The organism is Lysobacter sp. TAB13 (genome assembly GCF_052113885.1).
In the GTDB taxonomy this organism is placed as follows: Bacteria; Pseudomonadota; Gammaproteobacteria; order Xanthomonadales; family Xanthomonadaceae; genus Lysobacter; species Lysobacter gummosus.
This window is the reverse complement of sequence record NZ_JBFRDR010000009.1, coordinates 189,689-216,213: the sequence shown is the minus strand read 5'-3', so window position 1 is coordinate 216,213 and position 26,525 is coordinate 189,689. Positions and strand designations below refer to the sequence as shown.

The window sequence follows — 26,525 nt, the reverse complement described above, 5'->3', positions numbered from 1 at the left end:
CCGGCACCACGACGGCGCCGACGTCCTCGCCGCGACCCGCGCCGACCTCGGCGCCGGCGAAGAAGTAATCCGCCGATACGCACGCCGCCGCGCACTCATGTGCGCGGCGGTTTTTCGCATTTGTTGTCGCTGCGGGCGGCCGCAGCAGATGTACGCACGAGCAGCAGAATTCAATAAGCGGTCGCCGCGCATCGTGAATTTTTGGCTGTCCGATCGCGCAGCAGAGCCGCATTCGCGGGCGCCGCGTTTCATGGCGAATCTCGTAATTTTCCGCGACGACTGGTGTCGATGATCCGCGTTCTGGAATCGATAACCTTTTCCTTCCGTCGATCACGAACGCTCACGCCGCTTACATGAGAAAGATCACGGTAGAGCACTATTAGCGAGAGTACGGTGCGCGCACAAAGGTCCGGCGCATCGGGCAGCAATACGGCCCGGTGTCAGACGGCGCGCGAAACCGGGGATCCATGGGCCTACCGCCGATGCGCAGCGATGAGTCAATCCGCGAGCGGACGTTGCCGCCTGTGCTCGATGGCGCGTGTTCGCCGCTGCCCTATACCGACAGCTGCGCCGAAATAGTCGGAAGAGGCGAGCATGTCGTCATCGGCTTGAGCCCCTTCAATGGCTACTTCACGCCGAACGCGGTTCGGCGCCTGGTGTTCTGGGGCATCGACAACTTCCGCTCCGTGAACGTGTTGCTGCCGGGTTACGAGGCCATCTACACCTTGGTCGCGGCCGGAATGACCCCGGTGGATGCTTCGCGCAGATTGCGAAAGTCGCTGTACGGCTTGCGCAATACGAGTATCCGATGCCTGCGCGAACGCGGCATCGCCGATGCCGATCAACGGGTGCACACCTGGACTCGGTTAACCGAGCGCAACTCCTACCTGTGCCTGCGCCAGCGCGTCGAAAAACATTACGACGATGAGCCATGGTTGCGGCAGGCCTGCCAGCAGGCGGCAAGAACCGCAGTAGCGAACAGCGGCGGCGCGACACCTGAGCCAGGCTCGCCCGACCACGCGGTGCGCTACGCGTTGGCCGAGCTGCCGTTCTTCATCGACAGCCCTTCCATCTACGGCGTGGCCAGTTCGGTGTTCGCTTATCCGCGCCCGGTGCAGCTCATCGAGACCTTGATTTCGCGTCCTGATGCGTTGGCGCGCGGCCGCGGCCAAGGCTTCGTCTCCTTCCCCTCGTTGCCGTGACGGCCGCCGCCATGACGCTACCGCTGTTTCAACAAACGGATCTGATCGACTACCCCTTCGCGATCGGCCCGCTCGGAACGCCGCCGCAGACCATCGCGTGGGCGAGAAAGCACCGGCCGCTGTGCCCCATCAGACTGCCCAGCGGGACACCTGCCTGGATGGTGACGCGCAAGGAAGATATCGCCTTGATCTTGAGCGACAAGCGCTTTTCGCGTGATCTGACCTACTCGGGCGCGCCGCGTTTCGTCGGCGAAGACTTCACCTCCGTTCCGGGCGGGATCTTCAATCTGGACCCTCCCGACCACACCCGGGTCCGGCAGGTCATCGGGCGCTTCTACACGCGCTCCGGCGCGGAGCGCTACAAGCCCTTGATCGAGAATCACGCCCATGCACTGCTCGATGCGATGGCGCAGGGCGCCAATCCCGTGGATCTGATGCGGGTTTACTCGAACCTGCTTCCATTGCTGAGCAACTGTGAAATCCTTCATGTTCCCGTCGAGTTTCGCGCCAGGTATTTGGAGTACTTCCATACCCAGACGAACTACGAGGCCAGCGCGGAAGAAGTCCGCAGCGCGACCGGGGCGGTGATCGACTTCGCACGGAAGATCATCCAGCTGCGCCGACAGCAGCCACCGCACGACGATCCCATCGGCGCGCTCATCCAGGCCGAGCGCGAGAAACGGATTACCGGCGATGAACTGCTCGGAACGGTCTGCTATTTGTTCGTGACCGGTTCGGAACCCTTGATTCCGCCGTTGTCCACCGGATTGCTCACGCTTCTGGTCAATCGGCAGCAGTTGCAGCAATGCATCGACGACCCCGGCTTATGGCCCAAGGCGGTCGAAGAAGTCCTGCGCTATCACCACAACGGCGTGCTCGGCCTGCCTCGGGTGGCGATGGACGACGTCGAGATCGCCAGCGGCCTGATTCGCCGCGGCGAGGCGGTATGCGCCACGATGCTCGGCGTGCCGTGGGACCCGAAGCTTTATCAACATCCGGCGAAGTTCAACATTCATCGCCCGACAGACGGAACCGCGACGTTCGGCTCCGGACCCCATTTCTGCCTCGGCGCATCGCTGGTCCGCGTGTTCCTCGAGAGCGCTTACCGATTGCTGTTCGCGCGATTCCCGGGATTGATTCTGGCCCTGCCGCCGAATGACATCCCGTGGGAGCGAAACATCCTCTTCATACGTCCGGTGAGTTTGCCGGTCGCCTGGTGATCCATGGAGGCATGGATATGAGCCACTCCGACAGCCAGTTCGATGCGTTGGCCGATGCCTACGAAAGCAGCATCGAGCAGATGCCGTTCCGCAAGCACATCGAGATGTACAGCTTCCTGAAAGTGGTGGGTGAGACCAAGGCGCTGAATGTCCTGGACCTGGGCTGCGGCAGCGGCCTGTATACGCGAGCGATCGCCAGGCAAGGCGCGCGCCGGGTCATGGGCCTGGACGTATCCGACGGAATGATCGGCTACGCGAGTGCGAGAGAGCAGCGCGAGCCCATGGGCATTCGCTATCTTCGGCGCGACGCGACACGCGATCCGGCCACGATTTCCGCCGACCTGGGCGAGACGTTCGACCTGGTCACGGCCGTGTACGTATTGCCCTACGCATCGTCGCAGGATGGGCTGACCGCCATATGCAGCACGGCTTATCACGCGCTGTCGGGCCCGGAAGGCCGATTCGTCGCGGCGGTGTTGAACCCGCACTTCTCCCGCGAAGCCGATTGGTACCGCGAATACGGCATGGAACTGACCGGGGCCGTGGAGCCTTCGGAAGGCGCGCCGGTGCATTTGCACGCATGGTTCGGCGATCACATTCTCGATCTGGACGCCTTCTACTGGTCGCGCGCGGCGCACGAACGTGCTTTCCAGGACGCGGGTTTCCGACGCATAAAATGGCATTCCCCTGTATTGGCCGATAGCGACGATCCGGCCACCAAAGACCGCCGCCTTTGGAACAACTACTTGCAATGCCCTCACGCTCTAATTGTTGAAGCCACGCGCTGATCGCCGGGCTTCGGCTTCGCTTACCGTCGCCGAAGACTTGTATAAACAGAACCGGTCGGCCTGCTGATCGCCTTGCGTCGGTGAGGATCCCGATGCTACCTCGCGGCGAAACAGGCCGCATGCGCGCGGCGATGCAATCACGATGACGGTCCCGGCTCGCCCCGATGTCCGCTGATGAAATGGTCAGGCGGGGGATCACCGTTACACCAACGCCGGACCGGCACAACCCAAACTGATGATGATCGTCATGGGGAAATGAGGCGCGCGTCGGCTAGCATCGGCGCCGACCGATTCGCAGATTTCGCCGCATCGGCGAAGTTCGGCGAACCGCATCGTCGCCGTTGCGTTCATTGGCTTGTTTCGAGATCACGTCTTCATGCTCGCATCCATCATCGTCGCCAACCCCAGTCCCACGAGCCTGAGCCACGCGATGGCGCAGGCCGCGCAGGACGCAATGACCGGGCATGGGTATCGGGTCGCGTTCCACGACCTCTACGCCGAGGGTTTCAACCCGGTGCAGCCCACGGGCGAAAGCGGCAATGTCGCTTCGACCGATCCCTTGGTCGAACAGCATTGCGCGCAGCTTGCGCAAGCCGATCTGATCGCGATCTTCCATCCGAACTGGTGGGGCCAGCCGCCGGCGATTCTCAAGGGCTGGATCGATCGGGTGTTCCGCCTGGATACGGCCTATGCCTATCCGCCCGGCGTGTCGTATGAGGGCGTGCCGGTGGGCTTGCTGAAAGCGCGGCACGCGCTGGTGTTCAATACCTCCAACACGCCGGCCGAGCGCGAGGCGGCGGCCTTCGGCGACCCGCTCGAGTCGATCTGGGCGCGCTGCGTGTTCGGGCTATGCGGCGTGAACAGCGTAATCCGGCGCATGTACGGCCCGGTGTCGGGGAGCAGCGCGCAGTTGCGGGCGCAGTGGCTGGACGAAGTCGCAGCGATCGTGGCCGACGCGGCTCGACGTTAGTTCGCGCCCGGGCTCCAGCCGAACCCGCTTCGCGATTCGGTTTCGCCGACAGCCGACATTCTCCGAAGCGCCTGGTTCGATTCAGCCGCGCAGGGCAGCGCCCCACCGGGCCCCCGGAAGCCGCGACGGCGGCGTCTTCGGCGAATTCATGACGCTCATCGCGTTCAGCCGCGCGCCCGACGAGCACGGCGACGCACGGCGGCTGTGCAGGGCCGAATGCAGAGGATGATTGCGTACGCTTTTCCAGCCGAACGAAGGAAGCTTACCGATGGACGACACTTCGATCCACGCGGGTTTCGCCGACGCGCAAACCCAGGCCAAGGCGAAACAGGCCGCCGAGACGGCGCTGCAGGCGCTCGAATCCCTGCTTGCAGTGTCTCCCGAAGCCGCTGGCCTGGTCGCGCATTCGGCCGCCATCTACTTCGACGGCATCACCAGGCTCGCTTTGGCGAGCAGAGCGATCTTGCTGAAGCAGACGACCGGGAACTTGGCGGACAAGGCGATCTCGCCGAAGCAGACGACCCAGGACCTGATCAACGCAAACATGGAGCAGGCCGCCGAAGACGCACTCGGCATCCTCGCCACGGACATCTTCATGGGCGCGGCCGCGGCCGTCGCCGCGGCGGCGGCTGCGATGGAAGCCCAATCGGCCGGTTTCGCCATAGACCGGATCGACGACAGCATCTCCAGGTACTCCAACTTGCTGCACAACCGCCGGACCTGAGCGCCTTGGCGTGAGCGTGGCCTGCGAACGGCCGCAACGGGCCGTCGCACGACCGCGTCGGCCTTCGCTGGCCTTTGGCGATGGTCCCTCCCTCAAGCGAGGGAGGGACACCGCGAAGGCGCCGCCTCAGTCCTGCGGATTCTCCAACAACACATCGTCGAGATAGAACGACGCGCCGCCGGCGCCGCTGCCTAGCAGCAGAATGCGAGCGTTGGCGGTGGTCGCCGGTGCGGTCAGGGTCGATGCGATCTTCTGCCAACCCTCGGCCTGCGCCGGCACGGTCAGCGCCACGGTGTCGCTGCCGACGATCGAACCGGCGTCGTTGCGCCATTCGATCACCGCGCGCACGTTGCTCGGCGCGCCCACGCCGGCCTTGATCCAGGCGCTGAAGTGCTTGGCGCCGGCGCCGGTGCTGTAGCCGGGATAGTTGGCGACTTCCACGCCCCAATTGGATTCGACGACATTCACCCGCAGGCTGTAAGCGCCGCCGTGCGCCTGCTCGGCGACGCGGGCGACCTCGGCGTTGTACCAGGCGCTCCAGTTGCCGATCGAAGCTTCCAGCAACGAGGTGTCGGCATCCATCACATTGCCGGGCGGATTCGGCGGCTCCGGATTGGTCACCTGATCGGTGGTGCTGCCTACGTCCTGGTTGTACGGCGCGGCCTTCCAGGCGGAAAAACTGATGCGATCGCCCCAGCGCGTGGCGAACTTCCACGGGCCGTAGTAGTGATTGTTGGCGAAGCGGTTGTTGGCGCCGAACATCACCTGGTCCTGGACGCCGCCGACCGTGTACGGCGACCACGACAGATTGTCGGCGCCGGTGGCGATCAAGGCTTGCGCGCCGCAGTATCCCGAAGTTCCGCACGGCACCACGGCCGGATTGAAGTAGAACTCGTTGGAGCTGACTTCGATGTTGCGCGAGTGCCAACGGCAATCGGTGAAGAATGGTTCCTGGCCGACCTGGGTGTAGCACGGGTGAGTGGCGCTGATCGGATGGGTGTATTCGTAGTCGTACGGCCCCTGGATCTGGTTCGGGCTGACGAAGGGCGTGCAATAGCTCTTGCTGGTGTTGCCGTTGGAGTTGCAGAAGCGGTTGGCGTTCTCATAGATCGACACCCCGGAGAAATTGTCTTCGAAGTAGTTGTCGTTGATGCGGATCAATGCCGCGCCGGAGACCGCGCTGGGCAAGCGATCGTCGCCGCCGGATTCGGACAGATAGACCGCCGGCGCCGGCGAGCCGCCGTTGCTCGCGCCCTTGCGCCAGGCGTTGCGCAGGAAGGTGTTGCCGCGGATGGTGGCGTTGTAGCTGATTTCGTACCAGATGCCTTCGTCTTGATTGTCGGCGATGTAGTTGCCTTCGAACAGGAAGTCCATGTTGTTGGTATCGGCCCACAGGCCCACGCTCTTGTTGTCGTGGACCCAGTTGTTGGTCACGCGCGCGCCGCGCACGTCCCAGAACTTGCCGCCGCCGGTGCAGCCGCAGCCAGGCTCCCGCGTTTCCCAGTCGTCGGTGTTGTTGCCGGCGATTTCGTTGTGGTCCAGAACGATGTTCTTGATCGCCGAATCGCCCTCCACCGGCGGCTTGAACATGCTGAAGCCGTACTGGCCGTTGTCCTTGAGGCAGTTGTACTGCACCACGTTGTCGCTGCCGAGGAAGACGCCGGCGCCGTCGTTGTTCTGGATCGTGTTGTACTCGATCAGCCAATGATCGCCGGCATCGTGGTTGACCACGCCTTCGTTGTTGTTGTCCGCGCCGCGGCCGAAGTTGACGATGGTGAGATAACGCACGGCGACGTGCTGGGCGCTGCCGGTAAAGGCGTAGAGATTGAGATTGCGGCCGTCCAGCACCGCGCCCGGCGCGCCGACGTAGGTGGCATTGTCGCGGGCGATGATCTGGCCGTACAGGTCGTCGCCGAAGGTATGCACGCCGGTTTCGAACCAGAAGGTGGCGCCTGGACGATTGAAGTTGAAGCCGCTGTTGTCGCCGGCCGGAACCACCACCGCGCCGGTGGGCGCCGTCGCCGGGCCGGCCAGCAGCGCGGTATTGCCGCAGACCTGCGCCGGCGGCGCGCTCGGCCAGAGCTGGCCGGTGTGCGCCTGTCCCTCGGCGGCATAGCGCGCTTGCGTCTGCGCTTGCGCGGCCGGGGCGAAGGCGGCGGCGGCGGCGACCAGCGCCGGCAGGGCGCGACGCGCCATTTCGAGAACAGTGCGGGTGAACGGATGTCGCGGAGTGATGGCCACGTTTGGGTTCCGGCTGGTGACAGACGATGGAGACAGACGCCCCGCTCCCTGCGGGATGCGGACACTTCGTGCGCACGCCGGTCCGCTCACCCTCGCCGCGCCCATGCCGGACCGGCGTACCGTCGAGTGCGCTCCCCGAGCGCGGTGGCGGCAATGCCGCAACCTGCGCTGTAGTCCCATGCCGCGCGCCGGTCGCAATAGTGGCGGCTGTCATATCGCTTCCGATATGCGAGATGCGTCGCATTATTTCGGCGGACTTCGGCCTTCGGATTGTCCTTAACCGGCATCGAATCTTGTACATGCGTTCGCATTGCGCGCGCCGGAGCGACATCGTAATCGCGGCGATGCGGCGAGCGCGCCGCAGTACCATCAACTTGCGGACAGGCGGCAGGCAGCGAGCCGGCTCCGGACGGGCCGTCATCGGCAACCGGCTTAACACGAGCGTCACTATCGTTCGGCACTGTGCGGACATGACCTGGAGAGGAGCACGTATGAACATGAACAAGCGTTGGATTTCCGCTGTTGCGTTCCTGACCCCGATCGCCTTCAGCGGCGCCGTCTTCGCGGCTCAGCATCGGTACGAGGTGATCGGCGAAGGTATCGGGCACGACCGCAATGAAGCCTACGAGGCTGCCTCATACGACGCCAGCCGTAAGTGCTATCTGAGTTGGGGTCGTTCTACTCAGGAGCAGACGATCCTGGTCGAACAAGAGCAGCCGGATACCGGCTACTGGTACGTCAAACTCGCGGAAGGATGCATTTCGGAAGACTGAGCCGGGTAGCGGCAGCTCCGGAGCGTTGTCGAAGCCGCCTTTCCGAACGCGCAGAAGTTCCGCACGCGCGCTGCGCTCAATCAGCTTGCCGCGCCTATCAGCTCGGCAAGTTCGACCGCAGCTTACGCAGCAGGCGCGCCAGTTCAGCACGCTCGCCCGCGCTCAACACCTCCACGACCTGCCGGGCCTGTTCGAAACGGGAGGCGATCGCCTTGTCGGTCAGCTTCAAACCCTTGCCAGTCAGCGCGGCGGCGAGCGAGCGGCGGTCTTCGTCGACGGCGTTGCGCGAAATCAGTCCGGCGCGTTCCAGTCGGTTCAAACAAGCGGTCATCGCGCCCGAGGTGAGCAACACCGACTTCCGCAAGGCGGTCGGCGTAAGTCGATACGGCGCGCCGGAGCGGCGCAAGGTCGCCAGTACGTCCAGGTCGGTGTAGTTGATGCCGGTGCCGCGCAGGCCTTCGCTGGCGGCGTCCTCCAGCAGCCGGCCCAGATGCAGGATGCGTCCGACGACCGACATGGCCGACGCGTCCAGGTCCGGACGCTCGCGCTTCCAATCGGCCACCAGGCGGTCGATGAGATCGGGGGCGGCCTGTTTACTTTGTTTCCTGGTCATCGCTAAAGTATTTCATCATCAAGTATCTTGATGTGAATATAAATTCGTCAAGATCCTCAATGGCGCGTGCGCCTCATCCAGCGCCGGGCTTGGTATCGAGTCGAAGTTCAATTGGGAAGAACCGATGCGCCTTCGCGATCCGAGCCACCCGTACATGCAGACCCGTTCGGGAGGACTCGCCGCCAGCGCCTGCGCGTACATGCTGACCGCATTGATCTGCTTCGCGCCCTTGTTCGCGGCCGCCGGCCCGCATCGCGCGGGCGAGATCATGCTCGATCCGGAGGCGGTGGCGACGGTGGAAGGCCATCAGCTGCGTTATCAGCTCGGAACGCTGTTTGTTCCCGAGAACCGCGAAAACCCCGGCAGCCGGATCATCGGCGTGGGTTTCGCCCGCATCAAGGCCCCGAAGCCGACGGGCGCGCCGCCGGTGTTCTGGTTGCCGGGCGGTCCCGGCCTGAGCGTACTCGGCGCCTTCACGGGCGAGGATGCCGCATCGCGAAGCCGGCTGAAATCGTGGGCGTCGTACGGCGCCGTCGGCGACTTGGTCGTGGTCGAGCAGCGGGGTTATTCGATACGCGGCGATATGTTGAGCATCGAGGCGCCGGCTTCGCCATTGGACCGGCCTTCGTCCGTGAAAGCCGACTCGGCGGCGATGATCGCGTTGGCGCGGGCCGCCGTCGCGACGCATCGCGACAAGGACTTGTCCGGATACACCATCGTTCAGCTGGCCGCCGACGTCGATGACCTGCGCCAAGCGCTGGGCTACGAGAAGATCTCGCTGTTCGGCGGCAGCTTCGCATCGCAGTGGAGTCTGGCCATCATCCGCCTGCATCCGGACATCGTGGCACGCGCGGTGCTTTCGTCGGTAGAACCGCTCGACGGCTTCGACATCCCGTCGCAGGTCTATGCCGCGATACAGCGCCTGGCGTTCGATGCCGACCGCGATCGGCGACTGGCCGCCTACTTGCCGCCCGGCGGCTTGATGGCGGCGGTACGCGAGGTGCATGAGCGATTCGCGAAGGGGCCGATCCGGGTCACGCTCGCCGGTGAAGCCGGCGGCGAGCCGCGCACGGTGTCGCTGGGCGCGGAGGATTTCCAGCTCGCGCTCACCTCGCACACCGACAACGACGGCGCCGAGTGGCCGGCCTTCCTGCTCTCGATTTACCACCGCCATTACGATGCCTGGGCGCGCGAGACGATCCAGGCGCGCGCGGCCGGCGATATGGCGCTGATACGGCCCTTGATCGACACCAGCTCAGGCATCAGCGACGCGCGGCGGCATCGCGTGCAGACCGATCCGGCGGTCGATTGGCTCGGCACCTGGCGCTTCGCCATCGACATCGCCTCCGCGCCGGCGTGGCCCACGCCCGACCTCGGCGACGCGCTGCGCACGCCGGAAGAGAGCCCGACGCCGGTAGTGTTCGTTCACGGCGATTGGGACACGAGCACGCCGGTGGAAAACACCACCGGATTGCTGCCGTATTTTCGCAACGGTCACGCGATCGTGGTCCATCGGGGCGGACACGACGGCCCTTTCTATCAACTTCGAGAACAGCCGGCGGTCAAAGCGGCGCTCTATGATTTCCTGCGGACGGGAGATGCGAAAGGCCTGCCCGTCAGCGTGACGCTTTCGCCGCCCGAGTTTTCGCTTCCGGATTTTCCGGCGCCGGAACAGCTGCATTGATCGCTTCGACGCCGCATCCATGAGCGCGGCGGAACACGTCGGCATATAGAGCGCCGGCGCCCGGCCGATCATCCGGGCGCGACGCTACGCCGCTGTCAATGCAAACCGGCCTTGCCTTCACCTGTACTTGCCGCGCCACGATGAAGCTGCTGTTTCCGTTTTCACGGCTGCTTATGGCTTGCGACAGACAGGCGACAAGACTCTGCGGCCATCGTGCTCGCTCGGCGACGGTTAGCATGAAAACGCTAGGAGCGACTCAACCGGCCGTCAGCATCCGCGCGCAATTGCACAGACCGCCCGCCTTCCAACCGCAGCGGCACGACCTGCCCGGCATGCACGACTTCGACCTCGGTTCCGCCAACGCTGCGCACGCGCACCTCCTCCACGCGGCCATCGCGCCACGCCAGATCGACCACGAAACCACCGCGCGCGCCGATTCCCGTCACCTTGCCGCGCGGCCAGGCGCGGGGCAGCGCCGGCAGCAGTTCGATCCGGCCCGGGCGCGAGTACAGCAGCATCTCGAGCATCGCCGCCGCCGCGCCGAAGTTGGCGTCGATCTGGAAAATGCCCTTGCCGCCGAGCGCGTAGATGTCGAACAGATTCGCCGAAGTGCCGGCCAGCGCGTTCGATCCCTCCCGCCACGGCGCGAGGTTGGCGATCAGCAGATCGTAGGCGGCATCGCCTTCGCGCAGCCGCGCGCGGCACAGCGCGCGCCAGGCGTTGGCCCATCCGTAGCTGTCGTTGCCGCGCACGTCCAGCGCCCGCCGCGCACCCGCCACCAGCGCCGGCGCCGCGGTGCCGTCGTGGATGCGGTCGCCGGGGAACAGGCCGATCAGATGCGACAGATGCCGGTGCCGCGCTTCGCCCAGGTCGTTCGCGCCCATCCATTCTTCAAGCGCGCCGTCGTCAAGCACGCGCGGCAGGTACAGCCGCTCGCGCAGCCGGCCGATCGTGGCGGCATACTGCGCGCCGCGCGCAAGCACTGCGCTGGCTTCGACGTAATGGCCGAACAGCGCCCAGACGAGTTCCTGAGCATAGGCGATGCCGCGCGCGTCCTGCGGGCCGTGTTCGGGCGACCAGTCGTGATCGTCCACCAGCATGCGACGCGTGGTGCCGTTCGCGTCGCGCACGTCGGTCTCGACCAGCCGCGCTTCCCAGAACTCGCAGGCGCCTTGCAGCAACGGGAAGATCTTTTCCAGATAGCGCCGGTCGAGCGTGTATTGCCAGTGCTCCCACAAGCTCAGGCACAGCCACGCGTTGCCGGCCGGATGCCACCACCAGCCGTTGCCGCCGAAGCCGTTGAGCGAGATCGCGACGGCCCATCCGGCGACTTTGTTTGAGGTGTTGCGGAAGCGGTTGCGCGGATCGTTGAAGCGCTCGCGCGTGATCTGCGTCCACAGCGCGAGGCGCTGCACGCAGTAATCGGCCAGGGCCTCGAAGCACTGGCCGCCCAGACCGGCCCGATCCGGCAGCCAGTAGTTCATCTGCACATTGATGTCGGTGTGGTAATCGCTGAACCAGGGCAGCTCGGTGCTGGTGATCCATAGACCCTGCAGATTGGTGGGCAGGCCGTCGCGTGAACCGGCGATGGTGAGGTAGCGGCCGAACTGCAGGTAGGTGGCTTCGAATTCGGGATCGGGCGTTTTCGATTCTGATCGGGCCTGCAGCCGTGCCCAGGTGTCCAGACGGCGCTGTTGCGCGGTGGATGCGCCCAGGTCCACTTGCATCGAGTCGAACAGGGTGCGGTGATCGGTCACGTGCGCATCGCGCAGGGCTTGCACGGGCTTGGACAGGGCGGTCTGCAGCCGTTTCGCTGCTACTTCGGTTGGTTCGACCTTGCGATCGATGAAGTCGGTGGCGGTAGGCGCGTAGTTCGTCGCCGCGGCGAGGACTATGGTCAGCGCGCGGCATCCTTCGAAGCGCAGCAGGCCGCCGTCCGCCACCACGCGCCCGCCATCGGCGACGACACCGACCTGCGCGGCGTAGCGCAGCCCGTTCTCGAAACGCCCTTCGAAAGCGAGCGCTCGCATGCCGGCAGGCTGCGAGCTCGCGTCGAGCGTGCGTTCGCCATGCGCGCCTTCCAGCGCCAAGGTTCCGTGATAACCGCCGCTGCCCTCGCTTGTGAGGCGCAGCACCAGCACGCGGTCGGGATGGCTGACGAAGGCTTCGCGGCGATAGCGCGTGCCCGCCTTGGTGTAGCGCACCTGCGCGCAGCCATGCTGCATGTCGAGTTCGCGGCGATAGTCGTCCGGTTCGGCATGCTCGGGCAACGACAGGCGCAGCTTGGCCAGCAGCGCGAAACTTCCGAACCGGTTCGCATCGAAAGGCTCGTAGGGCAGTTGGCCCTGTTCGTCCGGCTCATCGTTGCGCCGGCCCTGCCACAGACTGCCGTCGGTAATCGCCAGACACTCCCGCGCGGCGTCGCCACCCAACAACGCACCCAGGTGGCCGTTGCCTAGCGGCAGGCCGTCCAGCAGCAGCTGGCTCTCCTCCGCTGGCCGTTCGTACCAAAGGCTGGACGAGGACGCGCCCGCGGCCTGCGTCGGCGTTGCTTTCGCATCCGCCTCGGGCAACCAGCTCAGCGCCGGCGTGAATGCCAGGCCTCCGGCGAACTGCAGCAGCGCGCGCCGTAAACCATCGAATGGATCGGACTTGTCGTTCGGCATGCGGCTTTATTTATCAGATAAATCCGACCTATGCCATTAGACGCCGTAAATCGGGACATCCGGCAGGTTCAACGCTTCCGGGCGCTCTCCCGCGACCCGCGCATGTCGCGGCTCAATCGTGCAGCTACGCAGCGGCGAGCGGATCGTGAAGAGCGTGTTGCGCGGCAGCATCGCGGCGCAATGGCCATCAAAGCGCATATGCATGTGCCCGAACTGCGAGTTGCCGCGATTCCGGCTTTGCGTCCGGGCCGGCGCGGCGACGCGGCGCTAGCGTCGGCCCGCCCGTGATCGCGCGAGCGGCAGCCTCAAGCGGCTGCGTCATCGACCAGGAGAGAACCATGATCCGATTGTCCAAACGCAGCGTCGCCGCGATGTCCGCGTTCGTGTTCGGTTTTGCGTTGATCAGCACGGCCAGCTACGCCGCCGATCCTTGCGAAGGTTGCTGGAAGGCTTACTCGGGCTGTCTGCGGGTCGGCGGGACGACTTGCAAGGCCCAGCTCGACCGGTGCCTGCATCGCTATAGCTGCGGGTAATCGTCCGCCCCGGCCGAATGCATCCGCTGCGGCGTCGCCTCGGCGGATGCAACCGGCGCTCCGGAACGCAGGCAGTGCGCTCAATGCCTCAGGCAAAGCGCCATTCGCCGCTGCCTATCCGATCGGCGATCACCATGAACAGATAGAACGCGAGATACAGGCCGTAGATCTTGCCGACATGCGGCAGGTACAGCCCCTGCGCCTTGATGCGGAACGTGGACGACGAGTACATCCCCAATCCGTGGCTGGAACTCCCCTCCGGCCACAGCCGGAACGAGCCGAGCGGAATCAGCGGGATCACCACGCAGAACCATTTGGTAGCGAGATAGGAACCATCCCGCCGGGGCTCGGACCGCCCAAAGAAACGGGTACCGATACCGTTGACTGTCGACATCTGATGCTCTCGGTTGGAAGCGACGAAAGATTCGCAACGCTGATGGCGATAAGGATGACATGGGCCGCGGCGCTCATGCGTTTGGTGCGTATCGGGCATCACCGTGGGCCCGTTCGCGGCCTACTGCCTCGCACTCATCCTGCCTATAAATGGCATCCGGCCTTCCACCGCGCCCTGCCCGGCACCTTGCGTGCCGAACGGCGACTGCTGCCGGCTGCGCGGCCGGTCTGGCCCGGCACATCCTGTCGTCCTTTCGGAGATTTCCCTATGTTTTCCGTAGATACCACCTTGCACCCCGGCACCCAGCGGCCGGACGAACTGGTTCCGTCCCGTTACGCGCTGCGCGTCGGCGAGATCGATGCGCTGGTGGTCAGCGACGGGGTGCTGCCGCTGCCGACCTCTACGATGGCCACCAACGCCGATCCGACCGATCTTGCGAACTGGCTGGATCACATGTTCATGCCGCCGGACGCGTTCGACTGGCCGTTGAACGTGATGGTCGCGCGCAGCGGCGAGCAGACCATCCTCATCGACGCCGGACTGGGCAGCCAGTTCTCCGGCTTTCCGCGCGCCGGACAGTTCCCGCAGCGACTGGAAGCCGCCGGCATCGCGCTGGAGTCCGTCACCGACGTGGTGATCACCCACATGCACATGGATCACGTCGGCGGGCTGCTCGCCGACGGCGTGAAGCAGCGCCTGCGTCCGGACGTGCGCATCCACGTGGCCGCGGCCGAAGTCGAGTTCTGGACCTCGCCGGATTTCTCCCACACCGTCATGCCCAAGCCGGTGCCGGGCGTGCTGCGCTCGACCGCCACCAGTTTCTATAACGAATACCGCGACAATCTGCGGATCTTCCAAGACCGGCACGAAGTCGCGCCGGGCGTGACCGTTCGCCTCACCGGCGGCCATACCCCGGGACACAGCGTGGTCGATCTGGTGTCGGGCGGCGAACGGCTGATGTTCGCCGGCGACGCCATGTTCCCGGTCGGATTCGATCATCCCGACTGGCACAACGGCTTCGAGCACGACCCCGAGGAATCGGCGCGCGTTCGCATCGGTCTGTTTCAGGAACTGGTGGAGACCCGCGGCCTGCTGGTGGCCGCGCACCTGCCGTTCCCGTCGATCGGTCGCGTGGCGGCCGACGGCGACGCGTTTCGCTGGGTGCCGATCATCTGGGATTACTGATCCAGTGTCGGCGATGCGTGGCTAGGTAGTCGCCGGATTCACGCAGTCCGGAACCGAACCACCTGCGCACGTGGCGGGCGAGCATCGCGATACGGAAACCGTGGCCGTTGTTGAAACACAGGCTGCTGGGGTCGGCGCAATTGTCCGGGTTGTCACCATGCCCGGATCGTTCGCCGGCCCCATTTCTGTTCGGTCGGTCTGAAGATTATTTCGGCCACCGGCTACGGTGCAGCGAATGGCTGCGGCAACGGCGATCATCATCATGCTTCCCTCTTATTCGATCGGCCGAGCGCATCAATGCGAAACGGTCTTCGAAAACAGGTTCATGACAACGACTCCGGCCACGATCAACGCCATCCCCGCCGCGGCTGCAGCGTCGAGCTTTTGCCCGTAGTAGACCCAGGAAAACACAGTGACAAGCACCACCCCGAGACCGGCCCAGATTGCATAGGCGACACCCACTGGAATCGACCGCAGCGCCATCGACAGGAAGTAGAAGGCGGTCATGTACCCCGCGGCCACCACGATCGATGGAACCAGTTTGGTGAAGCCGTCGCTCGCCTTGAGCGCGGACGTTGCTACGACTTCTCCGATAATTGCAATAGCCAGGAATATCCAGTGATTCATGGTCCGTCTCCGCTGATGGGACGGCGGATTGTGGGCGCATGGATTGGCGATAAACAGTCTTGTTGCGACGGTTTTTTTCTGAGCACTCGGTCAAGGCAGGATGCATGATCGCGCACTATCGCGGCGCGAAATCGGCCGCATGCGCGGTGCGCGATGTCGCTCATGAGCAACGACGGCGGAGCGCTGGCGGCTTGCTACCGAGAGTATTGGGCGTCGGTTGAATTGGCCGACAAGGTTACGAAGACTTCCATCAACGGCGGTGTTGATGAGCCGCTTTGCTGAGTTCACTCAAGCCGTCGCTTTGTGGACAGCCCTGCGAGGCGGCGCAAGCGAACGCCGCATCATCGCCACTCGCCGCGCTTACTGAGCCGCGAAGTGCGCCAGAAACATATCGGTGGCCGTGTTCGCCACCTGATCGCGCTGGGCCGGCGTCAACACCGGTTGGCCCATCGTGATCTGCGGCCAGAACGCGAAGCCCTTGATCATGCCCTGCAGCAGCATCGAGGCGAAACGCGGGTCTTCCGTCTTCAAGCGGCCATCCGCCGCCGCCGCGCGGATCCACACCGTCAAGCCTTCTTCCTTGTCGCCCATGCGCGCGAACATTTCCTGCGCGCGTTCGGGCGAAGGGATGATCGCGGCGATGGCCACGCGCACCAGTTCGATGAAATCTTCGTCGTGCAGCAACTGCAGCTTTTGCTGCACCAGTTCGAGCAGTTGCGGCCGCAGCGGCCGGTCCGGCCGGTAGGCCAACTCCGGCGATGCCACGGCGCGCTCCAGCAACTGCTGGAGGATTTGCGCGAACAACGCGTCCTTGCTCGGGAAGTGGTTGTAGACGGTGCGCTTGGAGACGCCGGCGCTGGCCGCGACGCGGTCCATGCTGGTGGCGTCGTAGCCGGCCTGGCGAAACTCGGTCACCGCCGCCTCGAGGATGGCGGCGCGCTTGCGGTCGGTCAGGCGGGGGGCGGGAGCGGTCATGGGCGACAGGTTACACCGATGGGTTTACTTTTTCAAAAAGTACACTACACTGGGCAGTGTAACTATTCAGACAGCCTGATCGGCCCATGCCTCGAGCCTCCCGCCTGCGCCGAATCAGCCTGCTAACCGGAGCCCTGATCGTGACTGCCTGCCCGCTTTCCGCCGCCAAGACCAACCTGCCCGTCGCCGGGTACGCCGCCTCGCCGCAGTTCACGGACGGACGCTTCCGCAACCCGAACCCGCGCCCGGCCACCGGGTTGTTGAAGATGCTGCGGATCATCGGCGACGCGCTGTGGAACAAGCCGGCCGACACCGTCCCGGCCGCCGCGCCGCCGGTGCTGGCGCTCACCCCGGAGCAGCTGGCGCAGGCGCCGGACCACAGTCTGTTCCGGCTGGGACACTCGACGATGCTGATCAAACTGCGCGGCGGCTGGTGGATCACCGACCCGGTGTTCGCCGAACGCGCCTCGCCGGTGCAGTGGATCGGGCCCAAGCGTTTCCACGCGCCGCCGATCGCGCTGGCCGACCTGCCGCCGTTGCGCGGCGTGATCCTGTCGCACGACCACTTCGATCATCTCGACTACGACACCGTGCTGCAGCTGGCGAAGACGGCCGAGGTGTTTCTCACCCCGCTGGGCGTGGGCGACCGGCTGATTGCCTGGGGCGTCGATGCGGAAAAGGTGCGGCAGTTCGATTGGTGGGAAGGCGCCACCATCGACGGCGTGCGCTTCGTCGCGACGCCGGCGCAGCACTTTTCCGGCCGCGGCCTGTTCGACAGCGACAAGACGCTGTGGGCGTCGTGGACCATCATCGATGAACCGCAAACCGGCCCGTCGCTGCGACTGTTCTTCAGTGGCGACACCGGCTACTTCGACGGCTTCGCGGAAATCGGTCGCCGCTTCGGGCCGTTCGATGTGACGATGCTGGAGACCGGCGCCTATGACGCGAACTGGCCGCACGTCCACATGCAGCCGGAGCAGACCGTGCAGGCGCACATCGATCTTCGCGGCCGCTGGCTGCTGCCGATCCACAACGGCACCTTCGACCTGGCGATGCATCCGTGGACCGAACCGTTCGAACGCGTCTCCGCCCTCGCGACCGAGCGCAGCGTCGCCCTGACGACGCCGCGCATGGGCGAACGCGTCGATCTGCATTCCCCGCAGGCGACGACGCCGTGGTGGCGCGAAGCGGACGTTACCGAAGCCGCGGACGTGGCCGCGTTCAAGCGGGCGGCCGTGCCATGAGGCTGCGACTGCAGGGTGCGATGGACGCGGAGGCCCGGCGCCGGATCACCGAAGCGGTGCTTCGTGCCGATCTTGGCAGCCGGATCAATTTCGAGCGAGACGCCGAGCACGACGCGCAGATCGTGCGGGTCGAGAACTGGCTGACAGTAGCGCAGACGGTGGAGGCGATTACGCGCAATGGTTACGCCGTTGCAGCGATTGTCGATGCGTCCAACGAGGTTCCGGCGACTTAGCCGAACGCTTGGATGCCTTCGATATCGGGTGCGCGCACGTGCCGCCTGAACCAAGGCATCTTTGCTGCCTGTCACAAGCTGGCTTTGATCACATCCTCGAATTATTCGCATTGACGCGAAGCGCCGCGATGCGATACTCGCGGCGAAAACCCGGCGGTCGCTAAGCCGGAGGTGTCGCATCAGGAGCGACCCCAGGCCATCACAATGGTCGAGCCGACATGGAGCACGTGCAAATGGATTTGCCGACGACGGTTGTACTGCCGTTCTCGCAATGCGGGAACGCGCCTGAAGCCCGCGACTTTTCTTCAGCGATCCCGGCGATCGCTTTTTCTGTTTGTCGTTCACCGATGCCTGGCGCGCTTCTGCCCCGGGCGCCTCACCGTGTGCGTTGAGTATTGCGGAAAACTCCCCCTTTCCGACTCAGGGAATTAAACATGTTCACAAGGATTCGTTGCATGACGCCTAGACCTGATTGGTCTCATCGCAGCCGACTGCCCGGCTGGCTTCGACATTTCGCCTATCTGGGTCTACTTCTTGGTGCCGCCAACGTCGGCGCGCAGGAGACACAGATCAGTTGGCAAATCACCGTACCAGCCGGCCAAGCCACTACCTATAACACGCAGGCCGAAGCAGCTGAGGCGATCAAGGCCCTCCCCCCGCCCAGTGACCTGCCTCCTGGGTTGCCAAATCCTTTTCCCTACGTCGACACCGTGAAGGGCGCACCGGTCGTCACCGACGACGGGAAAACCAACATCACCTATTGGATGGGGTTGCAGAGGCCATTGGACCCGGATTGGAGTTACATGGATTACATGGGAGGCGGGAGCTTTCTCACCACCCAAGCACTAGCGGAAGCGGCGATCATCAAATATGCCGACACTAGGCTATATGACCAATGCCCGCCATCCTCAAAGATCATTTCTGCGACGCCCTGGGTTCCTGCCGATCCAACGGCCCCCGACCAAATAGAGACCCGGCAGTACACCCTTCAGGTTCTGGACGGGCTCAATACACCAGAACACCCGTGCGTTGTGAGCCAGCATGTTCTCCCGTTAAATCGTTATCGCTACTTTCAATGCCCCAAGCCATTCACATCTTGGAACATACAGCACCAAGCCTGCGCTAACGATCAAATCGTCGCGACGGTCACTACGAACCAAATAATCGAGAAATGCGACGAGGTCGGCAATCCCTGTAACGTTAAAACCGGCGAGAAGATCGAGCATCAGACCGATTTCGATCTAGGTTGGATCGCGCTGGTGCGTAGCTACCACTCCAGCATTGGAGCATTTTCTGGCGGGTTTGGTACGGGCTGGACTCATTCGTTAGACGTTCGTTTGAGTATCTCGCCGAATACGCTCGGTCTGAGTGGCGGCGCCGGTTATCAGACGCGCTTCAAGAAGGTTGGAAACGCCTACTTTGCTGCCGACGACAGTGGCGACCGGGTGGAGCCCTCGGGTGCGCAGTGGGTGTTGTACCGCGAAGACGAGGTGCTGACATTCGACGGCAAGGGCCGTTTAATTGAGCAGCGCGCCGAGGATGGGACCGCACTTGCTTACAGCTACGACGCTTACGGCCGTCTAGATAAGGTCACTCACTCAACCGGTCGCTCGTTGCAGTGGCACTACGCCGACAGCTCCGGCGATGCTCTGATCACTTCGGTTACCTCCGAAGGATCTACGTTAGCTAGCTATACCTACACTGCGGGACGCCAAGTCGAGACGGCTACGTTTCCCGGTGGCGCATACCGCAAATACCATTATGAGGACACCCGCTTCCCGCGCCATCTGACCGGCGTGACGATTGAGGGACAGATCCGCTACAGCACCTTCGGCTACGACGCCAAGGGCCGGGTGATCTCCAGCCAGCACGAAGGCGGCAAAGACGGCGTCACCCTAAGTTACCTACCGCTGGGCGGCACGGTGGTGACCGACGCGCTTGGTCACAAGACGACCTATGGGCTGACCGACCGGGCAGGCGCATTGCCGCGCCGGGTGGGCGACGTGATCGATGATCGCGGGACGGCTGGACGCACCTACAACAGCGAAGGCAGTGACTTCCGAGGCCGTCCTGCAAGCGACACCGACCGAAAGAACGTCAAGACCACCTATGCCTACGCCGAAGCGAACGATCCGGTAACCGGAGCGCTCGCGCGCACCGTGACCGCCACACAGGCCCTCGGCACCGCGCAACAGCGCGTGACGCTTCAGCGTAGCGACATCGCCAGCAACCGCGCGATCTTCTCGGCGATCGCCAATCGTGAGACCCGCATCGTTCGCAATGCCCGTCTGCAACCGGCCTCCGTCGCCGTACGCGATACGACCACTAACGAAGTCCGAACCACGACCTTCGCCTATTGCGAAGCCGCCGACGTCGCTGCCAGCAACAGCCCCTGCCCGATCCTGGGTCTGCCCAAGTCGATCGACGGCCCGCGCAGCGACGTCAGCGATGTGGTCCGCTTCGAGTACTACGGCAGCGACGACAGCACCTGCGCCACCCAGCCTGCGCTGTGTACCTACCGCAAGGGTGACCTGCGCAAGACCATCGATGCGCTCGGCCGCGCCACCGAAGTCCTTGGCTACGATCCACAAGGTCGTGCGCTGTCCATCATCGATTCCAATGGGGTGGTCACCGACTACGAGCACAACGCTCGTGGCTGGTTGACCGCGACCAAAGTCCGCGGCGCCGACAATGCCGTAGAAACCGATGATCGCGTCACTCGCATCGAACACTGGCCGAACGGCGTGGTAAAGAAGGTCACTCTGCCGGGTAACGTGGTAACAAGCTATACCTATGACGCCGCCCAGCGCCTTACACGCATCACGGACAACGCCGGTAGCTACATCCAGTACACCTTGGACCTAGCAGGCAACCGTAAGCAAGAGGACACAAAGACTTCGAGCGGCACGTTGAAGCAGACCCTATCGCGTGTGTTCAATATCCTTGGGCAACTGGAAACGCTCAAGGACGCGTCCCAGAACCCTACCGGCTACCGGTACGATAAGAATGGCAATCCGGATCGGACAACGGACGCGTTGCTACGTAAGAACGACCAGACATACGACCCGCTCAATCGCCTGAGTACTGTGGTGCAGGATGTGGATGGACTGAAGGCCCAGACAACCCTGGAGTACAACGCCTTCGACCAAGTGATCAAGGTGAAGGACCCTAAAGGCCTTGACACCATATACACCTACAACGGCTTCGGCGATCAGACGACGTTGACCAGCCCGGATACTGGCGTCACCGACTACACCTATAACGCGGGTGGCCTGCTTGCGACTAAGAAGGACGCCAATGACACCGTTGCGCATCGCTATGTCTATGACGCCTTGAATCGTCCAAAGGCGATCTTTTACACCGCCACCGGTCCGGCTGATGTCGAGTACGACTACGACATCGTCAATACCCAGTGTGTCGCCGGAGAAAACTTTGCTGTGGGCCGTGTGACTGCCATGCGCGCTGACGGTACCGAGCTGAAATACTGCTACGACCGCTTCGGACAGATCGTACGCAAAGTGCAGATCGTGGCAGGCAAAAGCTTCTTGCTGCGATATGCGTACGGTGTCACAGGCTACCTGAGGACGATGACCTATCCCGACGGAACCGTGGTCGATTACCTACGCGACGGCCAGTTACGGATCAAGGAAATCGGCGTTAAACCGCCAGGGCAAGCGCGTACCATACTGTTGAACAACGCTGCGTATGAACCGTTTGGCCCGGTGACCGGCTGGACTTACGGCAACGGCCGCGCGCTCAGCCGAAGCTACGACCTCGACTATCGCCCGAAGACGGTTTTCGACCCCGCCAGCGGCGGCCTGTCACTTGGTTACGGCTACAACACCGTCGGCGAACTGAGCGAGCTGAAAGACGGCCTGCAAAGCTCGTCCCAAGCTAAGTACGACTACGACACGGTCGGCCGCTTGAAGATCACCCGCGACGGCTCGACCGGCACTCCGCTGGAGACCTACGACTACGACGCCACCGGCAACCGCACCAGCTTGCTGCATGGCGGGGTCACCGATACCTATAACTATCCGACCACCAGCCATCGCCTGAGCGGTGTCGGCGCGGTCAACCGTGGCTACGACGCGGTCGGCAATACCATCAGCATCGGCGGCACCGCCAAGGAGTTCGTCTACAACGCCAACGACCGGATGAAGCAGGTTAAGCAGGGCGGCGTGGTGAAGATGGGCTACCGCTACAACGCCAAGGGCGAGCGGGTCGCCGCAATTACCGGTGATACTGGATCAGTCACGATTTATACGCTTTACGACGAAGCCGGGCATTGGGTCGGCGATTACGACAGCAATGGCACGGCCGTTCAACAGGCTGCCTGGATGGGCGATGCGCCGGTGGGACTGTTGGTCGGGGCGGGCGCGACCGCATCACTGAAGTATGTGCAGCCCGATCATCTGGGCACGCCGCGTTCTGTTATCGACCCTGTGCGGAACGTTGCAATCTGGACGTGGGATGCCAAGAGTGAGGTGTTCGGCAACAGCCCGCCGAATCAAGACCCCGACCTTGATGGCACCGCGTTCGTTTTCAACCTGCGGTTCCCTGGGCAGCGCTATGACCCCAGCACGGGCCTTAACTACAATTATTTCCGCGATTACGATCCAACCACAGGCCGCTATATCCAAAGCGATCCAATAGGGCTCGGGGGCGGTGCAAGTACTTATTTGTACTCATATGGCCGTCCTGGCGATCTTTCAGACATGTATGGGTTGGCCAGCGGCATCATATGCGCAAAATGTAGTGGAAGCCCTGAAGCACCAGCCCATGACAAGTGGACGATGGTTCATGCAAATGATGCATGGCAAAGCAAAATATCAGTCGTCGACGAAAACGGCGTCACCGTGATTCGCGGAGACCTCACAGTATCTGGTGTAGGCGCATCAGATGCCGCGGCAGACGTGAATCGCTACTGGAGTGGCGCCACAGGCAACTATGAAGGTAAGAATTATCGATCTGAACTCACTTTGACTCCCGTATCCAGTGAGGGCGACTGGCGCATACTCCGTTATGGCAATAGGGATTGGGAGCGAAGGAATGAGAAGCTATGTAAAGGTGAGGTAGTCGCTACCGCCACGATCAACTCGAATAAAATTTTAGTCTCCCCTTACAATACGTGGAAAGCTGAAGGTGTGATGGGTCATGAATACGGCCACAGTCTCGGACTTGATCATGCTCCCAATGGGACTGGTAGCATCATGTCGTACGATGCAAGCCCAAGAGTTCAGCCTAGAGACCTTTTCAATCTCGCCAACGGATATAGGAAATGATCATGAGAGGCTTTACGCTCGTTCTTTTAGCTCTCACCGGCGCGCCTATAGTTTGCGCGGCGGCACCCACGCTCACCCCCATCCAGATCAAAGAGATTGGCAACGCCGAAGGAGTGACGTCAATTTGGCGCACGGAACTCAGCCCGCAACGCGATGACGAGGTGGACTTCTTCCTTTTCTTTTACTCGCCCCCAGAGCACATTGCCGCGATTGCGTGCACTACGCATGAGACAATTTTGGGAGTTAAGGTCGAAAATGGCGTTCCAAAGGTTGTCGATAGAAATGAACAAGACAGGCTGGCGCTTCATTCATGTGCGAAATTGAAGCCGGAAGATTTTTCCCCCGTTTCCAGCAATGCCCCATCCGCATCGCTTTCAGAGATTGCTGAATTAGTTCGGGAGGGGATTACTTCTTCTGATCCACGGGCACATCCAGGTAAAGTAGATGGACTGAGAGCGTGCCTCAATAAATCACCTCAATCTGACTTGTCTTCACTCACGGTGCATTCCATGGACCAGGTCAGCGCAAATTTTTACACTACGAAAAAGAAAGGCTGCCCGGCAGAATTGACTCTAAACATAACCAGAGGAACAGACAGGGCAGTAGCGGTGGCTTTCGAGCCCGGAATTGGCTCATACACTAAAGAAAAGTAATTCGCCTCCATATTATGTAGCAAAAAAGGGTCCCGATAACGGGGCCTTTTTTTCAGTGATCGACGGCTCGGTCATTCAAGCCAGCGCAAGATCTTCTTCTCTGTGGTCCATCAATGCTAGGCCAACGTGCATACAGAAAGCGACCTCAAACCTCGTAAACCCGCGCCGGCAAGCGCGAAGCCAACGGCGACCCCAGTCCAAACGCCGCATACACGCGTTGAGCCAAACGCTGACGTTGAGTAGTCCACCCCAGCCGCCACAGCGCGCGGCCGATCGCATACGACACCGCGACCATTGCAATGCCGATTGCACAAACGCCCGCGCAGATCAGCAGCGGACTCCAATCCGCGCCGACGAACAGACTGATGACACCGAGCAGCAACGTCGTCATCAGCGCCAGCATCCCCAGCACTTGCACCATGTCCCGCAGCCAGCGTGCGGTGAAGGTGGTCATGGCGCGGTCGGAAAACCGGATGCGGAAGATCCCGTGGGCGAGGTAGACGCGGCCGTCTTCGAGATTGCGCAGCGCATAGACCAGCCCTTCTTCGCGCGGCATGTTTCCGTGCCAATGGGCGATCACCTCGACGCGGTCGCCGGCGGCGAGGAACGGCGCGGTGCTGCCGATGCCGCGCAGGCTGTAGAGCACCATGCTGCGTTCGCCGAACGAGAAGCGGTAAGCGTTGAAGCCCAGGCGCTGGCCGGCACTGGTTTCGGTCTTCATCACCTCAAGGCCTTCCAGCACGCCTTGCAATTGCATCAACTCGAGCGGCTTAGCGTCCACGACGTGCTCCGCGTTTGCGACCGCGGCCGGGCAGCGCACGGCGAACCGGGAACGGGTCGATGTCTTCGCGCTCGTCCTCGTCCGGATCGTCGGGCTCGTATGCAGGCTCCGATGGCGCGGGACGCTCGCTCGCCTGCGCGCGGGCCCGGCGCAAGCCGGCTTCCGAGGCCAGGATTGCGTCGCCGGCGCGGTAGTTTTCGAGCAATGTCGCGACATGCTCATACAGCATGGTCCCGGTCATCACGGTCGCCACGATCGAGATGACCAGCAGCACGATCCAGAAAACGATGAACCCAGAGAGCTCTCCGATCATCAGCCAGAGCGAAGCCACCGCGACGGCGCAGGCGATGAGGAACGCCGGCAGCCAGCGCTGGCAACCCTCCAGGGCTTGATCGATCGAGTGCGAACGTTGAGGCGGCATCATGGCCAGAGTGCCGCCATCCGCGACTGCCCAATGAACCCAGTCGTCGTCGTCACGTGTCGCGATCAAGCCCAGGGTCACCGGCGCGGCCAGCGCGATCATCGCCTCCAACGCGGCCAGGCTGCGTGCCGGTTCTCCGGCCACGTCCTGCCCGCGCACCTGCACGCGGCCGTACAACGGGCGAGGTGGATCTTCGACCGCGGCGGTCTCGTCGATCCAGTGCAGGCAGTAGCGGCCTTCATCCTCGGGGACGGCGACGCGAAGCCGGGCGATGCGGCCGCGGCGGGTCCGTGCGTGTGAAAGTCGAGGCGACAAGGCGAGTCCAATCCATGGCAGGCCGGCAGGATAACAAGCACCTGCGCGTTGGACGAGGCGCTTGAACTATCGCGAACGCCGCGTAGCGTTTCGGCCGGGATGAACTCAAGACCTCATTTGACGAATCGCATGTCCAACAGCTCCCCGGTCTTCGCCTCTACCTCAAGCAAATAGCCTTCCGAGATGTAGAAGCTCAGCGGCTCCTCGCCTGAAATGCTGTACATGGTCAGATGGTCTTCCTGCCTTGGAAAATGCGGCAGATCGATGTCGCGCCAAAGCGTTCGTCTATCCATGTCCAGGGCAACGATGGAAGGCAATCCCTCGCGCGGGAAGAACGTCACGATGACCGTGCCGTCTATAAGCGCCGCAGTGTGGATGTCGCGTTCGAAGTCCCATTCCTCGCCATTGACGACGATGGTGGTTCTGATGGGGAGCCTCATGGCGCATCAACCTTGGTTGACTGAGGGCGTTCTGCGAAACAGAGAAACCACCCAATCCAGCACCAGCGCCACCGAGATGAAGGTGAGCAGCACCAGCCCGGAAAAGATCACTCCCATCATCGTCAGTGCCCAGGACATCAGGCCCGCTTCTGCTCCGACGCCGAATATGCCCTTTATCAACAGGCAGACCAGAAGCGGAACGAATTCGATGAACAGATAAGCCAGCACGCCGCGACGCACCGCCTTGCAAAGCCGCGGCCGCCAGGTGGGACGCAGCCACGCCGCTACCGGCAACACAAACAGGAGAATAATCCAGGGCCCCAGCAGCAGGGACAGCGGCAGCTCGCTGCTGCCGGTCGCGCCGAATTGCGCCTGCGTTGCGCCGATGCCGCCCATGAGCCCCAACCAAAGCGCTGCGATCCGTGCGCAGCGCAGATACTGATCGTTCAAACTGGAATCCTTTCGATGCATGAGTGGTTGAACCCGCAGCCCGGCACGCCTCGTGTCGGCCCCTGCGCGGCATCAGAGACAACCCGGATATTGTCGCACCGCGGCGGT

At 63.1% G+C, this 26,525-nt stretch carries 24 protein-coding genes; 13 read left to right on the top strand and 11 right to left on the bottom strand.

Annotation, left to right across the window (positions count from 1 at the left end; translation table 11 throughout):
- The first annotated feature begins 467 nt into the window (after positions 1-467).
- From AB4Y92_RS13300 to AB4Y92_RS13280, 5 genes are all read left to right on the top strand, one after another.
- Positions 468-1,202 (top strand): tRNA-dependent cyclodipeptide synthase, encoded by a 735-nt coding sequence (locus tag AB4Y92_RS13300; protein ID WP_441820085.1) that lies wholly within the window; start codon positions 468-470, stop codon positions 1,200-1,202.
- An 11-nt stretch (positions 1,203-1,213) separates the two neighbouring features.
- Positions 1,214-2,422 carry a cytochrome P450 gene (locus AB4Y92_RS13295; RefSeq protein WP_441820084.1) on the top strand — a complete coding sequence of 403 codons (1,209 nt, stop codon included), beginning with the start codon at positions 1,214-1,216 and terminating at the stop codon, positions 2,420-2,422.
- 17 nt (positions 2,423-2,439) lie between these two features.
- Positions 2,440-3,210 carry a class I SAM-dependent methyltransferase gene (locus tag AB4Y92_RS13290; RefSeq protein ID WP_441820083.1) on the top strand — a complete coding sequence of 257 codons (771 nt, stop codon included), beginning with the start codon at positions 2,440-2,442 and terminating at the stop codon, positions 3,208-3,210.
- Positions 3,211-3,586: 376 nt separating this feature from the next.
- Positions 3,587-4,180, top strand: coding sequence for an NAD(P)H-dependent oxidoreductase (locus AB4Y92_RS13285; RefSeq protein ID WP_441820082.1), 594 nt, complete (start codon positions 3,587-3,589; stop codon positions 4,178-4,180).
- Positions 4,181-4,448: 268 nt separating this feature from the next.
- The gene (locus tag AB4Y92_RS13280) at positions 4,449-4,904 is read left to right on the top strand and encodes a hypothetical protein (protein ID WP_441820081.1); all 456 of its coding nucleotides are present in this window, start codon (positions 4,449-4,451) and stop codon (positions 4,902-4,904) included.
- Between the two features lie 126 nt (positions 4,905-5,030).
- Here AB4Y92_RS13280 and AB4Y92_RS13275 read toward each other — a convergent pair whose 3' ends face one another.
- Complete coding sequence (locus AB4Y92_RS13275; RefSeq protein WP_441820080.1) at positions 5,031-7,145, bottom strand: right-handed parallel beta-helix repeat-containing protein; 2,115 nt, start codon at positions 7,143-7,145, stop codon at positions 5,031-5,033.
- A 491-nt stretch (positions 7,146-7,636) separates the two neighbouring features.
- On the opposite strand from AB4Y92_RS13275, the gene AB4Y92_RS13270 reads away from it, so the two are divergent.
- Entirely contained in the window at positions 7,637-7,918 is a 282-nt protein-coding gene (locus AB4Y92_RS13270; protein WP_441820079.1) for a hypothetical protein, read from the top strand.
- Positions 7,919-8,015: 97 nt separating this feature from the next.
- On the opposite strand, the gene AB4Y92_RS13265 is transcribed toward AB4Y92_RS13270, so the two are convergent.
- Positions 8,016-8,531: a MarR family winged helix-turn-helix transcriptional regulator gene (locus tag AB4Y92_RS13265; protein ID WP_441820078.1), complete on the bottom strand. Its 516-nt coding sequence runs from the start codon at positions 8,529-8,531 to the stop codon at positions 8,016-8,018.
- 124 nt (positions 8,532-8,655) lie between these two features.
- Between AB4Y92_RS13265 and AB4Y92_RS13260 the strand changes: the two genes are divergently transcribed.
- Complete coding sequence (locus tag AB4Y92_RS13260; RefSeq protein ID WP_441820077.1) at positions 8,656-10,215, top strand: alpha/beta hydrolase; 1,560 nt, start codon at positions 8,656-8,658, stop codon at positions 10,213-10,215.
- A gap of 245 nt (positions 10,216-10,460) precedes the next feature.
- Here AB4Y92_RS13260 and AB4Y92_RS13255 read toward each other — a convergent pair whose 3' ends face one another.
- Together AB4Y92_RS13255 and AB4Y92_RS13250 are read right to left on the bottom strand one after the other, a co-directional pair.
- Positions 10,461-12,881 (bottom strand): glycoside hydrolase family 95 protein, encoded by a 2,421-nt coding sequence (locus tag AB4Y92_RS13255; protein ID WP_441820076.1) that lies wholly within the window; start codon positions 12,879-12,881, stop codon positions 10,461-10,463.
- 36 nt (positions 12,882-12,917) lie between these two features.
- Positions 12,918-13,085 carry a hypothetical protein gene (locus AB4Y92_RS13250; RefSeq protein WP_441820075.1) on the bottom strand — a complete coding sequence of 56 codons (168 nt, stop codon included), beginning with the start codon at positions 13,083-13,085 and terminating at the stop codon, positions 12,918-12,920.
- Positions 13,086-13,219: 134 nt separating this feature from the next.
- Here AB4Y92_RS13250 and AB4Y92_RS13245 point away from each other — a divergent pair, with 134 nt between their 5' ends.
- Positions 13,220-13,414, top strand: coding sequence for a hypothetical protein (locus AB4Y92_RS13245; RefSeq protein ID WP_441820074.1), 195 nt, complete (start codon positions 13,220-13,222; stop codon positions 13,412-13,414).
- A gap of 88 nt (positions 13,415-13,502) precedes the next feature.
- On the opposite strand, the gene AB4Y92_RS13240 is transcribed toward AB4Y92_RS13245, so the two are convergent.
- Positions 13,503-13,808 (bottom strand): hypothetical protein, encoded by a 306-nt coding sequence (locus tag AB4Y92_RS13240; protein WP_441820073.1) that lies wholly within the window; start codon positions 13,806-13,808, stop codon positions 13,503-13,505.
- A gap of 267 nt (positions 13,809-14,075) precedes the next feature.
- Between AB4Y92_RS13240 and AB4Y92_RS13235 the strand changes: the two genes are divergently transcribed.
- The gene (locus tag AB4Y92_RS13235; protein WP_441820072.1) at positions 14,076-14,993 is read left to right on the top strand and encodes an MBL fold metallo-hydrolase; all 918 of its coding nucleotides are present in this window, start codon (positions 14,076-14,078) and stop codon (positions 14,991-14,993) included.
- Positions 14,994-15,287: 294 nt separating this feature from the next.
- On the opposite strand, the gene AB4Y92_RS13230 is transcribed toward AB4Y92_RS13235, so the two are convergent.
- The gene (locus AB4Y92_RS13230) at positions 15,288-15,620 is read right to left on the bottom strand and encodes a DMT family transporter (protein ID WP_441820071.1); all 333 of its coding nucleotides are present in this window, start codon (positions 15,618-15,620) and stop codon (positions 15,288-15,290) included.
- A 360-nt stretch (positions 15,621-15,980) separates the two neighbouring features.
- Positions 15,981-16,595 carry a TetR/AcrR family transcriptional regulator gene (locus tag AB4Y92_RS13225; protein WP_441820070.1) on the bottom strand — a complete coding sequence of 205 codons (615 nt, stop codon included), beginning with the start codon at positions 16,593-16,595 and terminating at the stop codon, positions 15,981-15,983.
- Between the two features lie 86 nt (positions 16,596-16,681).
- Between AB4Y92_RS13225 and AB4Y92_RS13220 the strand changes: the two genes are divergently transcribed.
- The 4 genes from AB4Y92_RS13220 (at position 16,682) to AB4Y92_RS13205 (ending at position 24,010) form a co-directional block, all read left to right on the top strand.
- Positions 16,682-17,839, top strand: a complete 1,158-nt coding sequence (locus AB4Y92_RS13220; protein WP_441820069.1) for an MBL fold metallo-hydrolase — start codon at positions 16,682-16,684, stop codon at positions 17,837-17,839.
- Entirely contained in the window at positions 17,836-18,072 is a 237-nt protein-coding gene (locus tag AB4Y92_RS13215; RefSeq protein WP_441820068.1) for a hypothetical protein, read from the top strand. Before AB4Y92_RS13220 ends, AB4Y92_RS13215 begins: the two co-directional genes overlap by 4 nt.
- Before the next feature lie 455 nt (positions 18,073-18,527).
- On the top strand, positions 18,528-23,357 hold the full coding sequence (locus AB4Y92_RS13210) for an RHS repeat-associated core domain-containing protein (protein ID WP_441820067.1): 4,830 nt from the start codon (positions 18,528-18,530) through the stop codon (positions 23,355-23,357).
- Entirely contained in the window at positions 23,354-24,010 is a 657-nt protein-coding gene (locus tag AB4Y92_RS13205; RefSeq protein WP_441820066.1) for a hypothetical protein, read from the top strand. The genes AB4Y92_RS13210 and AB4Y92_RS13205 overlap by 4 nt, the downstream gene beginning before the upstream one ends.
- A 145-nt stretch (positions 24,011-24,155) precedes the next feature.
- On the opposite strand, the gene AB4Y92_RS13200 is transcribed toward AB4Y92_RS13205, so the two are convergent.
- The 4 genes from AB4Y92_RS13200 to AB4Y92_RS13185 form a co-directional block, all read right to left on the bottom strand.
- Positions 24,156-24,791: a hypothetical protein gene (locus AB4Y92_RS13200; protein ID WP_441820065.1), complete on the bottom strand. Its 636-nt coding sequence runs from the start codon at positions 24,789-24,791 to the stop codon at positions 24,156-24,158.
- On the bottom strand, positions 24,781-25,527 hold the full coding sequence (locus AB4Y92_RS13195; protein ID WP_441820064.1) for a hypothetical protein: 747 nt from the start codon (positions 25,525-25,527) through the stop codon (positions 24,781-24,783). The genes AB4Y92_RS13200 and AB4Y92_RS13195 overlap by 11 nt, the downstream gene beginning before the upstream one ends.
- Before the next feature lie 113 nt (positions 25,528-25,640).
- Positions 25,641-25,967: a hypothetical protein gene (locus AB4Y92_RS13190; RefSeq protein ID WP_441820063.1), complete on the bottom strand. Its 327-nt coding sequence runs from the start codon at positions 25,965-25,967 to the stop codon at positions 25,641-25,643.
- A gap of 6 nt (positions 25,968-25,973) precedes the next feature.
- Positions 25,974-26,417, bottom strand: coding sequence for a hypothetical protein (locus AB4Y92_RS13185; RefSeq protein WP_441820062.1), 444 nt, complete (start codon positions 26,415-26,417; stop codon positions 25,974-25,976).
- Positions 26,418-26,525: the final 108 nt, after the last annotated feature.